General features: G+C 65.0%; 10 protein-coding genes. 2 read left to right on the top strand and 8 right to left on the bottom strand.

Going from position 1 to position 19,663, the window contains the following annotated elements; genetic code table 11:
* Positions 1 to 26: 26 nt before the first annotated feature.
* Positions 27 to 518: a histidine phosphatase family protein gene (locus VGK27_14330; GenBank protein HEY3491282.1), complete on the bottom strand. Its 492-nt coding sequence runs from the start codon at positions 516 to 518 to the stop codon at positions 27 to 29.
* Between the two features lie 53 nt (positions 519 to 571).
* Here VGK27_14330 and VGK27_14325 point away from each other — a divergent pair, with 53 nt between their 5' ends.
* On the top strand, positions 572 to 1,873 hold the full coding sequence (locus VGK27_14325) for an HD-GYP domain-containing protein (GenBank protein HEY3491281.1): 1,302 nt from the start codon (positions 572 to 574) through the stop codon (positions 1,871 to 1,873).
* 20 nt (positions 1,874 to 1,893) lie between these two features.
* Positions 1,894 to 3,090 (top strand): HD domain-containing protein, encoded by a 1,197-nt coding sequence (locus VGK27_14320; GenBank protein ID HEY3491280.1) that lies wholly within the window; start codon positions 1,894 to 1,896, stop codon positions 3,088 to 3,090.
* 13 nt (positions 3,091 to 3,103) lie between these two features.
* Here the strand turns inward: VGK27_14320 and VGK27_14315 are convergent, their stop codons facing one another.
* From VGK27_14315 to recC, 7 genes are all read right to left on the bottom strand, one after another.
* Positions 3,104 to 6,046, bottom strand: a complete 2,943-nt coding sequence (locus VGK27_14315; GenBank protein HEY3491279.1) for a DEAD/DEAH box helicase — start codon at positions 6,044 to 6,046, stop codon at positions 3,104 to 3,106.
* 14 nt (positions 6,047 to 6,060) lie between these two features.
* The gene (locus VGK27_14310; protein ID HEY3491278.1) at positions 6,061 to 7,272 is read right to left on the bottom strand and encodes an OmpA family protein; all 1,212 of its coding nucleotides are present in this window, start codon (positions 7,270 to 7,272) and stop codon (positions 6,061 to 6,063) included.
* A gap of 44 nt (positions 7,273 to 7,316) precedes the next feature.
* Positions 7,317 to 9,902, bottom strand: a complete 2,586-nt coding sequence (hrpB, locus tag VGK27_14305) for an ATP-dependent helicase HrpB (GenBank protein ID HEY3491277.1) — start codon at positions 9,900 to 9,902, stop codon at positions 7,317 to 7,319.
* 109 nt (positions 9,903 to 10,011) lie between these two features.
* Positions 10,012 to 10,926, bottom strand: coding sequence for a hypothetical protein (locus tag VGK27_14300; protein ID HEY3491276.1), 915 nt, complete (start codon positions 10,924 to 10,926; stop codon positions 10,012 to 10,014).
* 113 nt (positions 10,927 to 11,039) lie between these two features.
* Positions 11,040 to 12,782: an exodeoxyribonuclease V subunit alpha gene (recD, locus tag VGK27_14295; GenBank protein HEY3491275.1), complete on the bottom strand. Its 1,743-nt coding sequence runs from the start codon at positions 12,780 to 12,782 to the stop codon at positions 11,040 to 11,042.
* Entirely contained in the window at positions 12,775 to 16,392 is a 3,618-nt protein-coding gene (gene recB, locus VGK27_14290) for an exodeoxyribonuclease V subunit beta (protein ID HEY3491274.1), read from the bottom strand. The genes recD and recB overlap by 8 nt, the downstream gene beginning before the upstream one ends.
* A complete protein-coding gene (recC, locus tag VGK27_14285) occupies positions 16,389 to 19,631 on the bottom strand; it encodes an exodeoxyribonuclease V subunit gamma (GenBank protein HEY3491273.1) in 3,243 nt (1,080 codons plus the stop codon). Before recC ends, recB begins: the two co-directional genes overlap by 4 nt.
* Positions 19,632 to 19,663 lie beyond the last annotated feature (32 nt).

The raw sequence follows: 19,663 nt of genomic DNA, 5'->3' as shown, positions 1-19,663 counted from the left end.
CATCTTGGCAAGATGCGACCGATTTTTCAGCCGAACGGATTTTCCTTCCGCCCGTCCGCCAACATCCAGAGCAGCGTTGCACCTTTCCGCACGAGATCGGAAGAAAGCTCGAACGCGGCGATGGCCCCTTTTTTCATGGAAATAATTCCTTCGGACCCCATTAGCTCCGTCGCCAGGCGGGACAGGTAGGGATTGTGCCCGACAAGCGCGACCGAGGACGGGGAGCCCTGCTGCTCGAGAAATCCGGCAAGGTCTTCCCGAAACAATCCCGTCGCCAGCTCGGTGGCGGCGACCACCTCGCCGCCGAAACGAAGCCCCTCCGCGAGCAGGTCGGCGGTCTGGACGGCCCTCACCAGGGGGCTGCAGAAGATCGCGTCGACAGACATCCCCTCCCTCCGCGCGGCCTGGACCGTATCCCTGAAGCGCTCCCGCCCTTTCGCGGTCAGGTGGCGAAGCGCATCCGGAATGCCGTAGGCCGCATCGACCGACCTCCCGTGCCTGACGATGTAAAGTTTCATGGCGCCCCCTGCCCGGCATTTTCCGATAATATACTTTACTCGGGAGATGCGAATTGCTGAAGAAGATCGACACACGGAACCTGAAGGTCGGGATGGTCGTCGAGAGGATGGACCGCCCGTGGCTCGAACACCCCTTCCTGACCAGCCGCAAGAAGATCACATCGGCATCCCAGATCAACAAGCTGCTCGAATACAGCATCGACGAGGTTTATATCAACCCCGACCTGGGCCTCGATTTCGAGCCCCTGGATGCGCCCGTTCCCGAACCCGATTTCCCGGAGTCGGAAACCGATTTCGAACAGCCCGGACTTGAGCTCCAGACCGACCACGCCCCGCCACCGTCCGACGCAACCGCTTCGCCCCGCCCGTCATGGGCGCCGGTCTCGATCGACGATCCGGTCTCGTTCGAGGAAGAGATCAAGGTCGCGCGCCTCGTCCAGAGGGAAGCCCGCTTCGTCGTCAACGACGTGATGCACGACATCCGCATCGGGAAGAATATCGAAGGCGGCAAGGTGTCGAAGGTTGTCGAAAACATGGTCGCGTCGATCTTCCGGAACCGGGATGCCCTTACCAGCCTGACCCGGATCAAGGGATACGACGAATACACCTTCGTCCATTCGGTTAACGTCTGCGCCCTTTGTCTCACGCTCGGGCGCCACCTCGGGCTCGATCCGGAGCAGCTTCGCAACCTGGGCATCGGGGCGATGCTGCACGACACCGGCAAGATGAAGGTTCCCATCGCGATCCTCAACAAGCCCGGCAGGCTGACCGAACGCGAGTTCACGGAGATGAAGAAGCACCCGATCTACAGCGCGGAGATCATGTCCGGGACCGACGGCATCCCCGAAGAGGCCAAGTCCATCGCGCTTCAGCATCACGAACGGTTCCACGGCAACGGCTACCCGTTCGGTCTCCGGGGTGACGAGATCCGGATGTTCAGCCAGCTGACGTCGATCATCGACGTCTATGACGCGATCACCTCGAACCGCTGCTACAGCAAGGCGCTCCCCGCATACGAGGGGATCAAGAAGCTCTACGAGTGGGGGCGCACCGATTTCAACCTCCCCTTCGTCGAGCGTTTCATCCAGTGCCTCGGCATCTACCCGGTCGGGACCGTCGTGCAGCTCGACAGCTCCGAGATCGGCGTGGTCCTGTCGATCAATCACGAAATGATCCTGCGACCGAACGTGCTCCTGATCTACAAGGACGAACATCGCCGCTACCCATCCCCCGTCAACGCCGACCTCACTCTGCGAAAAGAGGACGGGAAGCGGTTCGCCCGGACGATCGTTCGGCCGCTGAACCCGGACCAGTGGCGAATCGACGTCGAACAGATCCTGGCCAAGGTCGGCTGACAAGAGGAGAAGTGACGATCATGATCCGCAAGGCCCTTATGCTGAAGCTTTTCGATGCCGCCTACATGCAGCGCTGGAACGACAAGCTGCGCCCCGTCGAGCTGATCGAGCTCGACAAGCAGGCGCACAAGATGATCATCGCCTATTTCCTGGCGAAGTTCGAAGAGGACGAAGGAGGACAGCCGGTCGACTGGGTCGAGCTGATCGAAGGCGGGATCTTCGAGCTGCTCCAACGGATCGTCATCACCGATCTGAAGCCGCCTATCTTCTACAAGATCAAGGAAGACCGGAAGAAATACCGGAAGCTCAACGAATGGGTCGAGGAGGAGCTCAAGCCGGTCCTGTCGTCGCTCGGCAAGCCGTTCTGCCGCCGGTTCCGCGAGCACTTCGTCCGGGCCAACGACGATACGCACACCAGGCGGATCCTGAATGCGGCCCACTTCTGTGCGACCAAGTGGGAATTCGCAATCATCGAGCGGGCGAACCCGGGCGGCTACGACATCGACGACATCCGGAACGATCTCGAGCGCAAGCTCGGCCACTATTCCGACCTGAAGGGGATCATCGCGCTGGCCGAGGAACGGCGATTCCGCAATTTCATCGACCTGGCGGGCCAGCTCCGCTTCCAGACCCGGTGGGCGCACCTGCACCGGATTCCCAAGACGTCGGTCCTGGGGCACTCGCTTTACGTCGCGATCCTCTCCTACCTGTTCTCTCTCGAGATCGGCGCCTGCCCGCGACGCCGGGTCAACAATTTCCTGACCGGGCTGTTCCACGATCTCCCCGAGGTGTTGACGCGCGACATCATCTCTCCGGTCAAGCGGTCGGTCGAGGGTTTGAGCGAGCTGATCAAGGAGTACGAGAAGGAGCAGCTGGAAAAAGAGGTGTACCGCCTGATTCCCGACCGGTGGCGGCCCGACTTCCTGATGTACGCCGAGCGCGAGTTCGAATCCTTCGTGACCGTCGACGGTGTACTGACCGAAACGAACAGCGGCGAGATCGGCGCGCGGTACAACAAGGACATCTTCAACCCGAAGGACGGTGCGCTGGTCAAGGGTGCGGACAACCTGGCGGCATTTCTCGAGGCCTATGCCGGCATCCGGAACGGCAGCGTCAGCCAGGACCTGCAGATGGCGCGATTCAACATCAAGGAGCAGAATCAGGGGCTCTCGATCGCAGGCCTCGACTTCGGAGCGATCTACTCGGACTTCGACTAGACTGTCGACGGGCTCACCCGAGCAGGTAGGCGAAATCTTCCCTGGAAAGCGGCGCCCCGCCCGATTCCCCCGGCTCGCCCAGGAGCGCCTTGTACAACCCTGCCTTTCGCGAGGACAGCGCCACCATCTTCTCCTCGACCGTATGCCGCATCAGGAGCCGCAGGACGGTCACCTTGCGGACCTGCCCGATCCGGTGCGCCCGGTCGGCCGCCTGTCGCTCGACGGCCGGATTCCACCAGGGGTCGAGCAGGAGCACGTAGGACGCCTTGACCAGGTTGAGCCCCTTCCCGCCCGCCTTCATGCTGAGCAGGAACACCGACGGCTCTTCCCCCCCCTGGAAAGACTCGACCCGCCGCTTCCGCTCGGGCACGGGCGTCGCCCCGTCGAGGCGCAGGGCGGACATCCCGCGCTCGCGCATCGCCCGCTCGACGAGATCGAGATAGGTGGTGAACTGAGAAAAGACGAGCACCGAATGCCCTTCCTCGCGCAGTTCCTCAAGCCTCGACAGCAGGAATTCGATCTTGGGCGCAGTTTCCCGCTTCGCCGGGAGTAGTAGCTCGGGCGAAAGGCACAGCTGCCGCAACCGGAGGATCGCCGTAAGCGCGATGATCCGTGCGCGCCCTTCGGTTCTCGTCCTGTAAGCCCGGTCGACCTCTTCGCGGGCCGATTCGGCGGCGCGCCGGTAGAGGACCTTCTGCCGGTCGGTCAGATCGAGGAAGATGTCGCTTTCGACCTTGGGCGGAAGATCGGGCAGGATCGTCTCCTTCGCTCGCCGAAGGACGAAGGGACGGCTCCGGCTGCGGATGGCCTCGAGGAAGGCGGGATCATCCTTCCGGATCTTGCGCCGGACGTCCTCATAATCCCCGAAGATGCCCGGAGCCACGAGGTCGAGGATCGAATAGTATTCTCCGAGATGATTCTCGACGGGCGTGCCGGTCAGCGCCATCGCAAATGCGCATCGCAGCCTGCGGGCGGCCCCGGTCGATTTCGCGAACAGGTTCTTGACCGCCTGCGCCTCGTCGAAGACGATCACGTCGAACTGCATGACCGACAGGATGTCGATGTCGCGGCGGACGATGTCGTAGGTCGTGAGCACGAGATCCGCGTCGCCGAACTCCGGCGATCGCGCTTTCCCGCGGTAGACCGCCAGCTTCAGCCCCGGATAGAATCGCTGGATCTCGCTTTCCCAGTTGAACAGCAGGCTCGGCGGCATGACGACAAGCGAAGCGAGGCCAGGGGCGCGGGAGGTGACGATGCCCTCCTTGATCGCAGCCAGGAATGCGATCGCCTGAACCGTCTTGCCGAGGCCCATGTCGTCGGCCAGGCACGCTCCGAAGCGGTTCTCGTAAAGGAAGGACAGCCAGTCGTACCCTTCGGCCTGGTAAAGGCGCAGGTCGGTGCGGAGCTTCTCGGGAACGGCCTTCCTGGGAACCGCTTCAAGACGGGACAAGCGGTCGAGAATCTTTCGTTCCCGCTCGGGTAGGACGACTTGAACACCGTGGCGCCGCAATTCCAGGAGATCGAGGATCGCCAGCCGGGGAATGCGGACATAACGCTCGCGCCCGCCCCGCTTCCCGCGCCGCAGCGATGCGGCGACCGTTTTCAGGACGTTCCGCTGAGATGGGTCGAGAACCAGGAGCTGCCCCCCCCGGATGACGAATCCATCCCGCAGGAGCGCTTCCTCCCAGGTCGCCTCGTCGAGGGACTCGCCGTCGATCGAGATCTCTGGGCGGACCTCGAACCAGTCGAACTGGCCGCCCGCCGCTTCGACGGAAACCGTGACGTTTGCGGACGCGACGTCCCGGTCTTCATAGGAGAGCGGGAATCCGCCGGCGGTCGTTGCCGCAAGGAGTGCGTGCAGCCTTTCGTTGACCTCGGCTCCCGGGACCCGGAGCTCGCCCGGCTCCCTCGCGCCCTGAAAGATGCGGAACCCGAACAGTCGAAACGGGATTTCGAGCATGCGGGCCTGATTCAGCGGATCTGAGCAAAACGACACCCACCGCCCCTCGAGCGGAAGGACCATCGCCACGCTTTCCCGAAGGTGCCCGATGGCGTCGAACGCAGCACGATAAGTCTCCCGCCCGGACGACGGCTCCGCGCCGGGGAGCATGGCTTCGTGCATGGCGTCGTACCACCCGGGCTCGCCGCCTGAACGCCGAATGAGGGACGGGATCGACTCGGGCCTGAAGACGCGGATCGCCTCCTCTGAAATCGGGAATAAATGGTTCCCGATCTTCAGCTCGCCCCGGATGACCCACGGTGTGCGGGGATTGCCGGAGGGATGGATCGACAGGCCGGGCGACGGGACGACGGGTTCCGCCACGACCGGCCGGCCGTTGATCCGGATCTGAAGGCCGCCCTCCTCGGCTGGGAATTCGTCGCCGACCGGGATCCCTTGACGTTCCACATCGGCCGCCAGAAAGACGGCCTTCCGGCCCGGGACATCCTCCTCGACCGGGTGGACGCCCTTTCCGTGGAGGTGACGGCGCATCCGGTGCCAGGCACGCCATCCCCCGTCCCGCGGAAGCAGACCGAACTCGCCCCGGACCAGATCGAAAAAGAATCCGTCCCGCACGATAGGTCCTTTACGGCTTCCGGAGCCGACGATCACCCGGTGCCGAAGGACAAGCAGGCCTCCCTCGACGAGATCGGCCTCGGTCCGGGTCCCTCGGACCGAATATCCCACCCATCGCATCGGGAGGATGCGGCGGGAAAAGCGGACGGCGACCGGATAGCCGTCGGCATGGGCAAGAAAATGCTTCCGGAGTTTTTCGCGGGGTTCAGAGACGGGCTCTGCCGCCCCGGGCAGGAACGACGAGAGCGGCCCGGGAGCCAGCGAGGCATGGACGACGCGCCGGCCGTCCCGCAGGATCGATACGTCGATGCCCCTCCCGTCGAGGTCGAGGAGCATGGAAAAGAACGGCTCCGTCGACGAGGCATCCTTGGGGAGGTTCACGCCGGCTACCCTTGCTATTCCTTCGGTACCAACGTGATCTCGATGCGCCGGTTCTTGGCCCGGCCGTCAGCCGTGTCGTTCGAGGCGACGGGCCGAGTGTCCGCATACGCGACTGCGGCCATCTGGACGCCGCCGATCCCCCGATCCTCGAGCGAACGCATCACGTTGATGGCCCGGTGCGCCGACAGTTCCCAGTTGCTGGGGAATTTCTTGGCGAGCGCCCCGGTGATCTGGATGTTGTCGGTGTGGCCGGCGATGCGGATCTGCTTGTCCTTGACGCCGCCCAGCACGGCAGCCACCTTTGCGAGAACCGTGGTGCCGCCGGACCGGACTTCAGCCTTCCCGGAATCGAAGAGGATGGAGTCGGCCATGTTGAGCGTCAGCTTCCCCTTGAGCTCGGTGATGGTGACCTGCCCTTTGGCGATCTCGCCCTTCATCTGCTCCATCATTGCCTTGTACGTCGAGCTGAGCTCCTCGACCTTTTCCTTGACGGCAACGTCGACCGAAAGCTTCTTGTTCGCGGCCTGCAGTTCCTCGATCTGCCGGTCTTTCCCGTCGATCGTCTTCTTGAGTTCGGCGACCTCGGCCTGAAGCTTCTCGGAGGTTGCCTTGAGTTCGCCGAGCTGGCGGGACTTCTCTTCCTGCCCCTTGCCGCCTTCCTGCATGATCTTGTCGGCCTTGGCCTGAGCGTCGGCGATCTGCTTCGCCTTCTCGTCGATCGATTTCTGGAGCATCGCGTTCTCGCCCCGGAGCTTCTCGTAGGCCCCCTGCGACTCGCCCATCGACCGGACCTTTTCCTCGGCCGTCTTTTTCAATCCCGCGATCTCTTCCTTCAGTTTCCCGTTGGCATCCTCGAGCTCGGCGACCTTCTGCTTGAGCTCTCCCATCGATCGGGACTCGGCATCCGCCTTCGACTTCAGCTGCTTGTCGAGCTCCTGGTTATCGGCGGTGAGCTTGTCCTTGGCGCCGGTCACATACTTGAGATCCTTCTCGAACTTGTTCCGCTCGACCTCGGTGTTGCCCACCTGCAGGCGGAGCGCCTCGACTCGGACCTTGAGGTTCTCGTTTTCGAGCGACAGCTCCTGCACCTTCTGCTTGAGCCCGCCCACGTCCTTGGCGAGCCCGTCGGCTTCCAGCGCCTTCTTTTCGTACGTGCTGCTCATCGTGCACCCGCCGGCCAGTGCAACCGCCAGGACCATGATCGTGATCGAGATGGATCTCGGCATCGTTTCCCCCCGTCGCTTGAAAAGCTTAACCGGTTGATTCTATTTCATTTGCCCTTCGATTGTCGATGACGACCGGCGGCGGGCGCAGGGGCGGCGTCCCGGGGGCGGTCCGGCCAGGCGTGCTTCGGATAGCGGCGCATCAGCTCTTTCCGGATCGCCGGATAGTGGCGCTCCCAGAAACCGGCCAGGTCGGACGTCACCTGGACTGCACGCATATTGGGCGCAAGCAGGTGCAGCACGAGCGGCGTACGGCCTTCTCCGATCGCGGGCCCGCTATTCGCGCCGAAGAAATCCTGGAGTCGGCATTCCAAGTACGGCGCCTTTCCGTCCGGGTCGTATTGCACCATGACCATGCGTCCCCCGGGCAGGGCGATCCGCTCGGGCGCCATCCGATCGAGGAAGGCGCGCCGGTCGGGCGCAAGCATCGAGGCCGCCGCCTGCAACAGGTTCCCCGCTTCCAGCTCCGCGAAACTACGCCTGCCTTCGCATAGTTTCTTCAGCACGCCGTCGAGCGCCTCCTCCGAAAAGGGGACAAGACCCGAGTCCGGAAAAGCGTTCGAGACGTACGCCATCCGAGCCAACAGCCGGTCGAGCGCCCCGGCAGGGGCGAAGGCCCGGATCCCTTTCGCCCGGGCCGCCCCCGCGAGCAATTCCGACGCCCTTTGCGGATCGACCCGGCCGAGTCGCGACGATTCGAGGACGAAGGCGTCGAAGGTCAGCTTCTCCCATCCCTCCACGCGCCCGGCGCTCTCGTTCCAGATCGAGGCCTCCTCCCATTTCAGGCGATCGGGAAAGCGGTCGAGCAGCATCTCGGGGGTCACGGCGGACGCCATGCGGATCGTAGCGCCCCCCCGGCTTTCCTCGACGTCGACCGCGACCAGGAGCGGCGCCGCACCGACCACGCTTTCCTGCGACAAGCGTGCGGTTCCGCCGGCCGCGAGAACGATCTCGTCGCTGCCCGGCTTTCGGCGCCTTCCGAGCCGGTCCGAAAACGAGGCCAACGTCGCCACCATCAAGACCTCGTCGGCGTTTACGGGCGCGAGAGCTTCGGGCTTGGCGAAAGCATCCCGCAAATGTCCCGCAATCTGCCCCCGCGCACGATCGACTTGGGCAACGGCGACGGAAGAAAGCCCGAGGGAGCGGAGACGTTCCGGGAAAAACCGGCTTCTCTCGGCCTCGCGGAACAGGTGCACGCGCTCGATCAGGTCTGAATTGCCGTTGACCGCTCGCCTGCCATTGCGCACGTTCGTCCCTCTTTCCCTGATGTCCATCTCGGCAACGAGGGCGGCTGCAAGCGCCCCTTCCCGCCCCGCTCCCCTCGCGTGCGCCTCGACGACGAGGGCCGAAAGGCGCGGGTGGAGCGGAAAACGAATCATCTCCCGGCCGAGTCGGGTGATTTCACCAACGGGGTCGAGCGCGCCCAAAGTTTTCAGGAGGGAAACGGCTGATTCCCACGCGACGCGCGGGGGCGGGTCGAGCCACGCCAGATCGGCAACGCCCAGCGCCGCGGACACCAGCACCGTCTCGGCCAGGTCCTCCCGGGCGATCTCCGGGAGATCGTTCGCCGGGCGCATGTCGTGATCGAAACGGGTGTAGAGCCTGATGACCCGCCCCGGCGCGGTTCGCCCTGCGCGCCCGGCGCGCTGGGCGGCGGAGGCGCGCGAGATCTTGCGGAGTTCGAGCCGGGGGAGGCCGGACCAGGGGGAGTGGGATGCGATGCGGGCAAGCCCGCTGTCGATGACCGCCGTGACGCCTTCGATCGTGACCGACGTTTCCGCAACGTTGGTGGAGAAGATCGCCTTTGGGCGGAGGCCGGGAAGAACCGCACGGTCCTGGGCTTCCGGAGACAGGCTCCCGTGGAGCGGAAGGAGATCGTACCCGCCTTTTCCGGCGATGTCCGCGCAGGCGTCCATCGCGCGACGAATCTCGGACATCCCGGGCAGAAACACCAGGATGTTGCCGCCGTTCCCCTCCGCGATCAGCTTCCGCAATGCGCGAGCAACCCGCGCCTCGTCCCGGACTCCCGGATCGGCCGTCTCGGACGGCTCCAGGTATTCCACGGAAACTTCGTATCTGCGCCCCTCGGCCCGAACGACCGGGGCATCGAGCCAAGCGGCCACCGGGTCGGCGTCCAGCGTCGCCGACATCACCGCCAACCGGAGCTCCGGGCGCCTGTCCTCCCGAATCCGTCGCAACAGCGCCAACGCGAGGTCTGCGTGCAGGTGGCGCTCATGGAACTCGTCGAGAACGACCGCCCCGACGCCGGGAAGAAACGGCTCGGCAATCAGTCGCCGGACGAGGATTCCTTCCGTGACGAACTTCAGACGCGTCTTCGGCCCGGAAACATCCTCGTAGCGGACCTGGTAGCCGACGGTCTCCCCAACCGCCTCTCCGAGCTCAGAGGCGATCCGCACCGCGGCCATCCGCGCCGCGAGCCGCCTCGGTTCCAGGACGATCAGTTCCCCGGCGCCGGCGAGCCCCGCTTCCAGCAACGCCAGAGGAACGCGAGTCGTCTTCCCTGCACCCGGGGGCGCCTCCAGGACGACAACGCCGCGGGAGCGGACGGCCTCGACGATCGAAGGGAGGATCGGATCGATGGGCAACTCGAGGTTCGAACGGGTCGGCTTCATCGGCATCGGGACATTCTAACCCGCATCATCCTCTCCCAAAGAGAAACGGCCCGGGATGTCCTCCGGGCCGTCTCTTCGGGAATGCTCCGATCTGATGCGGATCGGGCGATTACTTCTTCTTGTGCTCCTTGGCCGGCTTGGCCGCGCCGGACCCTTCCTTGGATGCAGGCCAATTGTTGAGATCGTGCGCGATCGAGTGGCAGATGCTGCACTTGGGGAACTTCTTCAGGATGGCCGCCGGGTGCAGCTTGGTGTGGCACTGCGTGCACACGGGGATCATCTTGTGCTTGTCCTTGTGGCACTTGACGCACGGGACGGCCTTGTGCCGGGTCGGCGTCGCGTTGAGCATGGTCAACGCGGGCTTGTGGCAGGCGCCGCAATCCTTGTTGGGAACATCCTGCGCATAGGTGACGACTTTGGGCTTGTGCGCCTTGTGGCACTTCTTGCAGTCGGCCTGGGTCATCTCGGCGGAGTGCGGCTTGTGGCACTTGACGCACTGCGGGATCTTGCGGTGGACGTCGTGGCAGTTGGAGCAGAAGAGCGCGGAGTGCTTGCTCTTGTTTTCACGAAGCTGCTTGATCTGGTCGGTGTGGCAGGTGAGGCAGGGATCGGTGACCTTGGGGCCCAGCACGATGTTCAGCGGCTTATGCGGGTTCTTGTGGCATTCCATGCAGTTCTTCAGCTCGAAGTGGGGCTTGCCCTCGTGGCAGTTGCTGCACTTGGGGATGTTGTTCCTGGACGTGGGACGATGGCCCGGGTGGCAGTCGAGGCAGGTCACGTCGCTCTTGTGCTTGCCGCCGGCCGATTCGATGTCGGACGGGGGAACCGGGTGGCACTTGGCGCAATCTTCAGGCAAAAGGGCGGCCGCCTTCGGAGCGGCAGCGTCTTCCTTGGCCACGGCTGCCTTGGCGGGAGCCGCCTTGGCGGCCGGGGCCGCGCAGGCCACGATGGGCGCAAACAGCATGGTGCAGGCGATCAGGGAGAGAAGCGCCACGATACAACGGAAACTCCTGGATCCTTTCATGTGTCCTCCTTGTCGGCTCTCCCAAATGCGAACACGCGAATGCGCGCCCGTTTTCGGACGTGACCGGAATTGTCAGGGAATCTGAGGTTTTATACCCGCCGGGGGAATGGATGTCAAGGCGGGCCGGTCCCTCCGCGAAGCGCTTCGGCGAGCCCGGACCGCCGCTCAACCCTGCGTTCGGCGGCAGCGCGGAAGACGTCTCGACTGCCCACGATATCGACGCGCGACCTGGCCCGCGTGAGGCCGGTGTAAAGGGACTCTCGCGTGAGGTGATCGGACAGCGTCGACCCGAGTAGCAGCATCACTTGATCGAACTCGGACCCCTGGCTCTTGTGGACGGTCATCGCGTAGACCGTCTCGTGCTCGGGAAGCCGTGCGGTCGACACGGCCCGGAACGAACCGTCATCGGACAGAAACCAGGCATAAAGCGCATCGCCGGCGTCAGGATTCGGATACAGGATGCCGACATCGCCGTTGAAGAGCCTCGCCCGGTAATCGTTGCGCGTGACCATGATCGGACGCCCCTTGTAGTGCCCCCCCCGCGGGCGGATCAGCCCGGCCCGGTCCAGCACGCGCTCAGCGAAGCGATTGACGGCCTCGATGCCGTATGGTCCGGAACGGAACGGGCACAGGATCCGGAACCGGTTGAACGCTTCGAAGGCAGCCGGGATCGAATCGCCATCAAGGTACCCGGCGTAACCGGAAAGGATGGCGGATTCGAGGACGGACGGATCCTCCCTGATGTCGCGGAACCCGATGTCGGCATGTCGGCCGGTATCGATGATCGCCAGCGCTTCCCCCCCCTTCCCCTCGTTGACCAGGCGGCTGACGGCGCCGATCCCGCTGTCTTCCCGGAAGCGCCAGCTCTTCCGAAGCGGTACGACGATGGCCGTCATGCGGCTGGAACCGGCGCTTTCGCAGATGTCGCCGAACACCGCGCCCGGCTCGACCGAGGCGAGCTGGTCGCGGTCGCCCAGCAGGACCAGGCGGGCCTGCGGGGCAAGGGCGGATACCAGCCGGGACATGAGCGGCAGGTCGATCATCGAGGCTTCGTCGACGACGACGACGTCGTGCGGAAGCGGGTTGTCGGGGCCATGGCGGAAGGACGCGCCGCCGGGACGCGCGCCGAGCATCCGGTGGATCGTCGATGCCCCGGAGGGGACGCGATCGCGCACCCAGGATTCGCAGTCGAGCCTGTCGCGTGCGGCCTCGACCGCTTCCTTGAGCCGGGCGGCCGCCTTCCCGGTCGGAGCTGTCAGCGCCACGTCGATCGGAGCGGCCCCCGCCTGCTCGATAAGCAGCGCGAGGATCTTGACCACGGTGGACGTCTTGCCGGTGCCCGGTCCACCCGTGATCAGCGTGACCCGGCCGGTCGCCGCAGCGGCGGCGGCTTCGCGCTGGAGGTCGGGCGCCCCGTCGCCTGATGGCGGGAAATATCGATCGAGCGCCGCTGCCAGGCTGCCGGAGGTGGCGGAAGGCGTCCGACCCGAATCGCGTTGGCACAGGAATCTTGCGACCGCATCCTCGTAGCGCCAGTAACGATGCAGGTAGAGCCGATTGAAGTCGTCGAGGAGCAGCGGGTAGTTTTCGCCCGGCTTCCCGACGGCTTCCCAGCCCCGTAGCGAATCGATCCAGCCGGGAAGCGGGGGCGCAATTTGCATCTCGCCCCCGTCGGGCCCTTCATGGGGAACGGATTCCCCCGCGACGTCGGCCAGATCGAGGCAGACGTGCCCGCTGCGCCCGGCGGCGCTGACGAGCGCCGCGGCAATAAGCCTTTCGGGAGAGGAGCAGCCGGTGATGCGGCCCAGGAACCTGGCGAAACAGCGGTCGATCTCGACGAACGAGAGGTCATCCATTGGCCCGCTCCCCCGAAAAGAGTCTCCCGAGCGCCTCGACTCGGCGGACGTCCGGCCGGTCGAAGCACACGCCGAACCGCGGGCCGAACGCGGGATCAATCCCGCGAACGAAAAGATAGTAGACGCCGCCGAAATGGCGATCGTAATCGTAGGAGACCCCAAGCCTGAGACGGAGATAGCGGTGGAGGGCCACGGCGTAGAGGTGGTATTGCAGGAAATAGAACGAATCGTCCATCGCCTCGCGCATCGCAGGCTGGCTGTAGTCGTCGATCCGGTCCCCGAGATGGTTGGTTTTCCAGTCGAGCAGGAAATAACGACCGCCCCGGGAAAAAACCAGGTCGATATACCCTTTCATCATGCCGCGAATCGGCAGGAAGGCAAGCCGGTCGAGCAGGGAAGCGGCTCCCGGTGCGCCGGGGTCATCCCCGGGTTCGGAGAAGGCGCGCCGAAGAGAACCGGGGGTGAGCAGCGCAAGCGGAAGGCCGAATTCGACCTCGTGCCGTCGATCGGCGGAAGCGATCCCCGACAGGCGGAATCCGGGGACATCGGCGTCGAGCGGCGTGTCGAGCACGTTCCGGACCATCCGCGAGACGACAGGCGTCCACTCGGGGTCGAATCCGTCGGCTTCGAGGTGTGCTTTGACCGCATTTTCGATTTCGATATCGGTCGCAGCGAAGTCGAGCTTTTCCATCAAGCCGTGGAAGAACAGGCCGGACTTGGCGCCCTTGGGAAAATCGAACGGGGTCGCCCCTTCTTTTCGCGCGACTCGCGCGGAGGCGGGGACCCGGTCGATTTCCGACGGAGGCAGGAGGTCGCGATCCGGCCATTCGGAATCGCTTCGGGCGCCGGACACGAGCGAGGTGAAGCTGGCCGATCCCCAGTCGCGCGCGATGGCGCGCCCGATTTCCCGGCAGGCCAGGCGACCCGCTTCCGGGTGCTCGGAGATATAGCGCGCGTCGGTCGAAGGCTGCATCAGGGAAATCTCAAGGCCGGGCAGCCTTTCGAGGTCGGCGCGGATATCATCATCGGTCATCTTCGAAAAACGGTCTGCGAGGCCGGGTTCGGAGGCATTCGACGCGGAATGAAGCAGCATGGCGAGCGCGGATCGACCGGCATCGTGGATCGCGCCCCACCCCACGACGCAAAGGTGTTTCGCACGGGTCAGGGCGACATAAAGCAGCCGGGCATTCTCGGCCAGCGACTCCCGTTCCGCAATCCGCCGGTTTTCGTCGAGCCTGGCGGATCCGATGTCTCGCACCAGCGTCGTCTTGTCGTCGGGGTCGTGGAACGTCACGCCGTCGCCCTCGCCGGTGAAGACGTCCCAGGCGTAAGGACAGAACACGACCGGGTATTCGAGCCCCTTGCACTTGTGAACCGTGACCACCTTCACGGCCGCTTCGTCGGTCTCGAGCCGGAGTTGGTGCTCTTCGGCCGGGGTCCCCCCGGTATCGGCCATCCGGTCGGGCAGCCACTTGAGCAATCCCTCGATGCCGAGTCGACGAGAGTGGGACGCCTCGTGGAGCAGCTCGAACAGGTGCAGCAGGTTGGTCAAACGGCGATCGCCGTCGGGAAGCGCGAGAAGCCGGCTTCGGAGGCCCGCCGACGAGGTCATCGACCGCACCATCGTGATGAACCCGTCGTTCGCCCACAGATCCCGCCATCCGCTGAACTGGCGTACCCGCTCGTCCCACTCGGACGGCTCTTCCTGGAGACGCGCCAACGTATTGCCGTCGACCTGAAACAAGGGCGTGGCCAGCGCAGCACGCACCTTCCCGTCGTGCCCCGGATCGGCCACCGCGAGGAGCACCCGCTCGAGCGCCACCGCCTCCTCGGAAGCGAAGACGCTCTCGCTGCTGTAGATGACCGCCGGGACCCCGCGTCGACGCAACGCCGCGTGCACGGCGCGCGCCTGGCCGTTGGTCCGGACCAGGACCGCCACGTCGCGAGGCGTCACGGGCTCCCCCCCGATGGTCGCTTCCTTGCGCTGCCCCCGCGAAAGCAGCGCGACGATCTCGGTCGCGGTCGACTCGGGCAGCAGGCGGTTGGCTTCCGTTTTCGGGATCGGGACAGAGGATGCGGGATCCGGGCGCGCGATCATGCGGATCTTGAAGGGCATCAGGTCGGGCGTTCCCTCGAGGGCGAACCCGCGCGTCCCGCCTTCGGACGCCGCCTCGACCCGGGGATATTCGATCTCGGGAAAGACGAAAGCGCCGGGCCGACGGCCGAAGAGCGTGTTGACCGCGTTGACGAGGCCGGGAACCGATCGAAAATTGCGGTCAAGCGTGAAACGGGCCCGCACCTCGCCTGCAGCCTTGAGGTAAGCAAAGATGTCGGCGCCCCGAAAGCCGTAAATCGCCTGCTTGGGATCGCCGATCAGAAACAGATAGGACCGTTCAGGAAAGATGGTGCCGAATATCTCGTACTGGAGCGGGTCGGTGTCCTGGAACTCGTCGATGAGCGCCGCCTGGAACCGCTCCCGCACCGTTGCGGCCATGGTCGCCCCACCCTGCCCCTTGAGCGCGTCGAACATGTCGCGTAAAAGGTCGTCGTAGGAACGGACATTGCGTCGACATTTCCGCTCGGCCATCTCGTCCCGGGCGTACCCGGCCAGCGCGAGCCATGTCGCGATCATGTCTTGCTCGAAGCCGTCGAGGAGCGCGGAAACCGCTTCGTCGAGCCTTTCGAAGGCCTCGAAGAACGGGTGCCGCAGCGGTTCGCAGCGCGCCTTCGTCGCCGCGACGATCTCGGACTGACGGAACTTCGAATAATTGTGGAAACGGGACGACGTCGGCGGCGAATCCGCATAGCGGTCCATTGCGGCGATCATTGCGGCGACCGAAGCGGTCCGATATCTGTTCCTGTTCAGCCCGTCCCAGGACGCCATCCCGGAGGCGACGGCATCCCGCCCCGATTCCCAGGCGGCAATCGCGGTTTCGCGTGCCGCGAAAAACGCGGTCTCGAGCTCGGCCGACGGTGCTCCCTTCCCCGCGATCTCGGAGGCATCGGGGATGATCCGGAAAAAGGGCCTTGCGACGTTGCCCCGGATGAACGCGGCCAGGGCATCCGGCGTGAAGCCGTGTTCGATCGCATAGGACAGGAACAGCGGCGAGAAGACCCCATGCACGCGCAACCGATAGAAATCGTCTGCGATTTCCCGGCGGAGGTCGGACTCGTCGGTAACCAGCTCGGTGTCGAACAGCGAAGCGCTTTCGAAGGCATTTTCCTGGAGCATCCGGCCGCAAAAGCCGTGGATCGTGAAGATGGCCGCCTCGTCGAACATGCGGAGCGCGTTCGACAGCGCGGAGCGCGCCTGTTCCGGGTCGGGAATCGTCGGGACATAGCGCTGGATGAATTCGTCTTCGGAAGGCTCGCCGTCGAGCGCTGCGAGCGTGTCGCGGATCTTCTGCCGGATGCGCCCTTTCAGTTCCTCGGTAGCCGGACGCGTGAAGGTCACCACCAAAATCTGTCCTGCCTGCAACCCCTTTTCGAGCAGGAGACGGACGTAAAGGGAAGCGATCGTGTAGGTCTTGCCGGTGCCGGCGCTAGACTCGATGAGCCGCCGTCCCGGAGTCAACGGCTCGAGCATGTCAAAAGGCCTGGCCTTCATCATCGGGCTTTCTGGTTGTCTAGCAGCGGGGAAAATACGTCCAAAGCGATCGACGCGAACCGCGGTGCCCCGACCGGGTCGGGCAGACGGGGAAAAGCCATCGCCAGCCAGCGGTCGTCGCCCTCCCCCCTGGCAAACGGGCTGCTGCGCCAGGCCTTGAGGGCAGCGGACAACGCCTCGCCGGCCGGCGATCCGGTCGCGGATGCCTTCGCATATTCGTAGGCACTGGCGGGGAAGAACGGGATCGGTTCGGAAAGTCCCTGCCAATAAATCGACAATAGCCCGGTGAGCGGCGCGGCCGGATCGTCCACCGCCGTGAACCTAACCTCCTCGCCGTCCTTGCCTAGCAGGATCGTTTCCGCGGGGTAGCCGGCAGTGCGCGTTGCCGAAAGGATCAAATGGTCGATCCAGCCGGTCAGCCGGTCGCGAGGCTTGAGCGACGCGCAACGATATCGGAGCATGATGTCGCTCCGGATGTCGTCGATGCGCCCCGACAGGCGGAAAGGCCCCAACGACAGGTCGACATCGAGCGGCGGCAGTGCGCCGGAGGTGAGCCTGGATGCGACGGACCGGGCGAATGCCTCGGCCTCCTCGGCCGCTTTTCGCCACGCGAGATCGCCCGGGGCGCCCGGGGGAAGCATCCCGCCTCCCCGGATCGACGGGTAGAGCGGCTCGAGCGCTCCCCCCGAGATCATCCGCTCGGATAGCCGCTGGACGAGCAGATATCGCTCCAGCCCCTCGACCGCAAACGGCTCGCGGTCCTGGGCGCGGTCTTCCTCTTCGGGGAGGTGGATGCCTAACCTGTTCCGAAGGAAATACTCGGCCGGAGACCGGAAGAAGCGCTTGAATTCCGCCACGGAGACATGCCGCGAGGCGGCAGGCGGATCGGGGAGCGGCTCCCCGATGAAGGGGCGATTCTCGGCGACCGTGCCGCGGGCCCTGAGCGCCTCGAGATTCTCGACCGAGTAGCTGAAGAGCCCCCGTTTCTCCTCGAAATAGTCCGGGCTGAACGGCTGCAGCGGGTGCCGCACGACCAGATGGTCTTCCAGTCGCCGGACGCCGTCGGGCGGCGCAAATCCCTGTTCGAGATAATCGATCAACTCGCTGACCAGGACCGAGGGCGGGATCTCCTTGTTGTCGACGATGCTCTGTCCCACGTAGCTGATGGAAAGCCAACGACGGGCGGACAGCAACGATTCGAGGAACAGGTAGCGGTCTTCGTCGCGGAGGGAACGATCCCCGGGCCGGGGCGATTTCGCGATCAGGTCGAACCCGGGGGGACGGCTCTGCCGGGGATAGACGCCGCTGTTGAGCCCTACCAGGGCCACCGCCCGAAAAGGGATGCTTCGCATCGGGAGCATCTCGCAGAAGGTCACGCCCCCGGCGAGGAAGCCCCGGACCGCCCGCGATTCCCCGAACTGCCGCTCGAGATGATGCCGGACGACATCGATGGCGACCGGTGCGTCGAACCGGGCCGAGCGGGCTACCTCCTTGAGGCGTGCGATCCGGGAGGAGAGCTCGTGGAAGTCCCGCCCGTATTCCGCGGCATCCCCATCGACGAAGCGCGGAAGCGCAGCGGCGAGGTGATCGCTCCAGTCGGCCGGCGTGCGCGGGGTGTCGAGCGCCCTGACCGCGTCGAAAAGCGTGCCCGCGAACGCCACGAAGCGCCCAAGAAGCTGCGCCCTGCTCCCCTCGACGCCTTCGGCAGGCAACACCCCCTTGTACAGCGTCTCGCCGTCGCCCGACATCGCGTAGCCGAGCAGCAGCCGGTCGAGCCCCGCCTTCCAGCTGTTGTCTCCGAAGGTTGGCAGCCCAAAGCGTCCGCGGTCTTCGGCGTCGATCCCCCAGCGGATCCGCACATCGGATATCCAGCCCAGGATCTGCTCGACGTCGCTGGAGGTGAAGCCGAACCGCTCCCGAAGGACGGGCGACTCGAGAAGCGAAGCCACCTCCCCGGCGCCGAATCTGCTGCCGGACATGGCGAGGATGTCGAGGAAGAGACGGATGACCGGGCTGTCGGCTGAAGCGGGGCGGTCGGCCAGGGAGAACGGGATCGAAGGCCCGGACCCGGCTCCGGCGCCGAAGACCGCCGTGATGTAGGGGGCGTACCCTTCGATATCGGGCGTCATGACCACGACATCGTGTGGTTCGAGCGCGGGATCGGCCCGGAAAAGTTCGAGCAGCTGGTCGTGCAGCACCTCCATCTCGCGCATCGGACCATGGACGGAGTGGATGCGGATCGACCTGTCGGAGGGATGGACCGGGGTCCGCGCGCCATCCCTGCCCCGTTCCCGTAAAAGCAGGATGTCGGACTGGAGGCCTTCGAGCATCGACGCTTCCCCGGGGTCTTCGAAATGGCCCTCCCCCTCCGTGCCGGAGGCGCCGAGCAGCAGCTCGAAGAAGTCGCGTCCCAGACGCCCCATGGAAGCCAGCAAGGGGTTCCCGGTCTCGTAGTGGATCTCTCCCTGCCCCCCCTTCCGGGTCCGGAGCTTGAGCCTCGCCAGCTCCTTGCGCGAGACGATGTCCCCCCAATATTCGACGCTCGGGTTCATGAAAAACAGGTGAACGTCGATCCGGGAGGCGATCGAAGAGAAGATCTCGAGGTGGAACGGCGGCATCGCGGGGATGCCGAAGATGCAGATGCGCTCCGGGAGCCCCGACGCCTCGAGGCCGCCCGCCTTGATCCGGGAGAAAAACTGCCGTCGGAGGGCGGCGCGATGGGCGGTCCCCTGCCCGCGAACCAGCTCGCGCCAGAGCTGCGGTTGCCAATCGTCCGTCTCCGCGCCCGATTCCCACGAAAGAACCATTTCGGGACGATAGAGCGTGTACTGGTCGAAAGTGTCTGCAATGCGCCCGCAGAGCTGCAACCCCTTCAGGTTGAAGGTATCGTCCCCGAGGTAATTTCGGAGGCTCTCGAATCCTGGCCTGTGCAGCAATCCGGGCAGCAGCGCCATGATGCGCCAGGTCAGCGTTTCGGGGGTAAATAGTTCGGCGCCGACCGCCCGGCATCCGGCCGCCTCGAACAGCTCGGTCACGACCCCGTTCGGGAAGGGGAATCGGCCATTGGCCCAAATACCCTGCCGGGACGCCAGTTCACGGACCAGCCAGCGCTCCATCCCCTTGCTCTGGACGAGAATGACTTCGGGAGCCAGGGGGTCGGCCAAGGGAGTCGAGACGATGGACGACAGGACATCGACCAGTCGTTCGACCCGGTTCCCGGCATGGATGTGGAGACCGCTCATGATTTCGCCTCGGTAACCGGATCGGGGGGGAG

The sequence above is a fragment of the Candidatus Deferrimicrobiaceae bacterium genome (genome assembly GCA_036504035.1).
GTDB lineage: Bacteria > Desulfobacterota > Deferrimicrobia > Deferrimicrobiales > Deferrimicrobiaceae > JANXPS01.
This window is presented reverse-complemented; position numbering and strand designations above follow the sequence as displayed.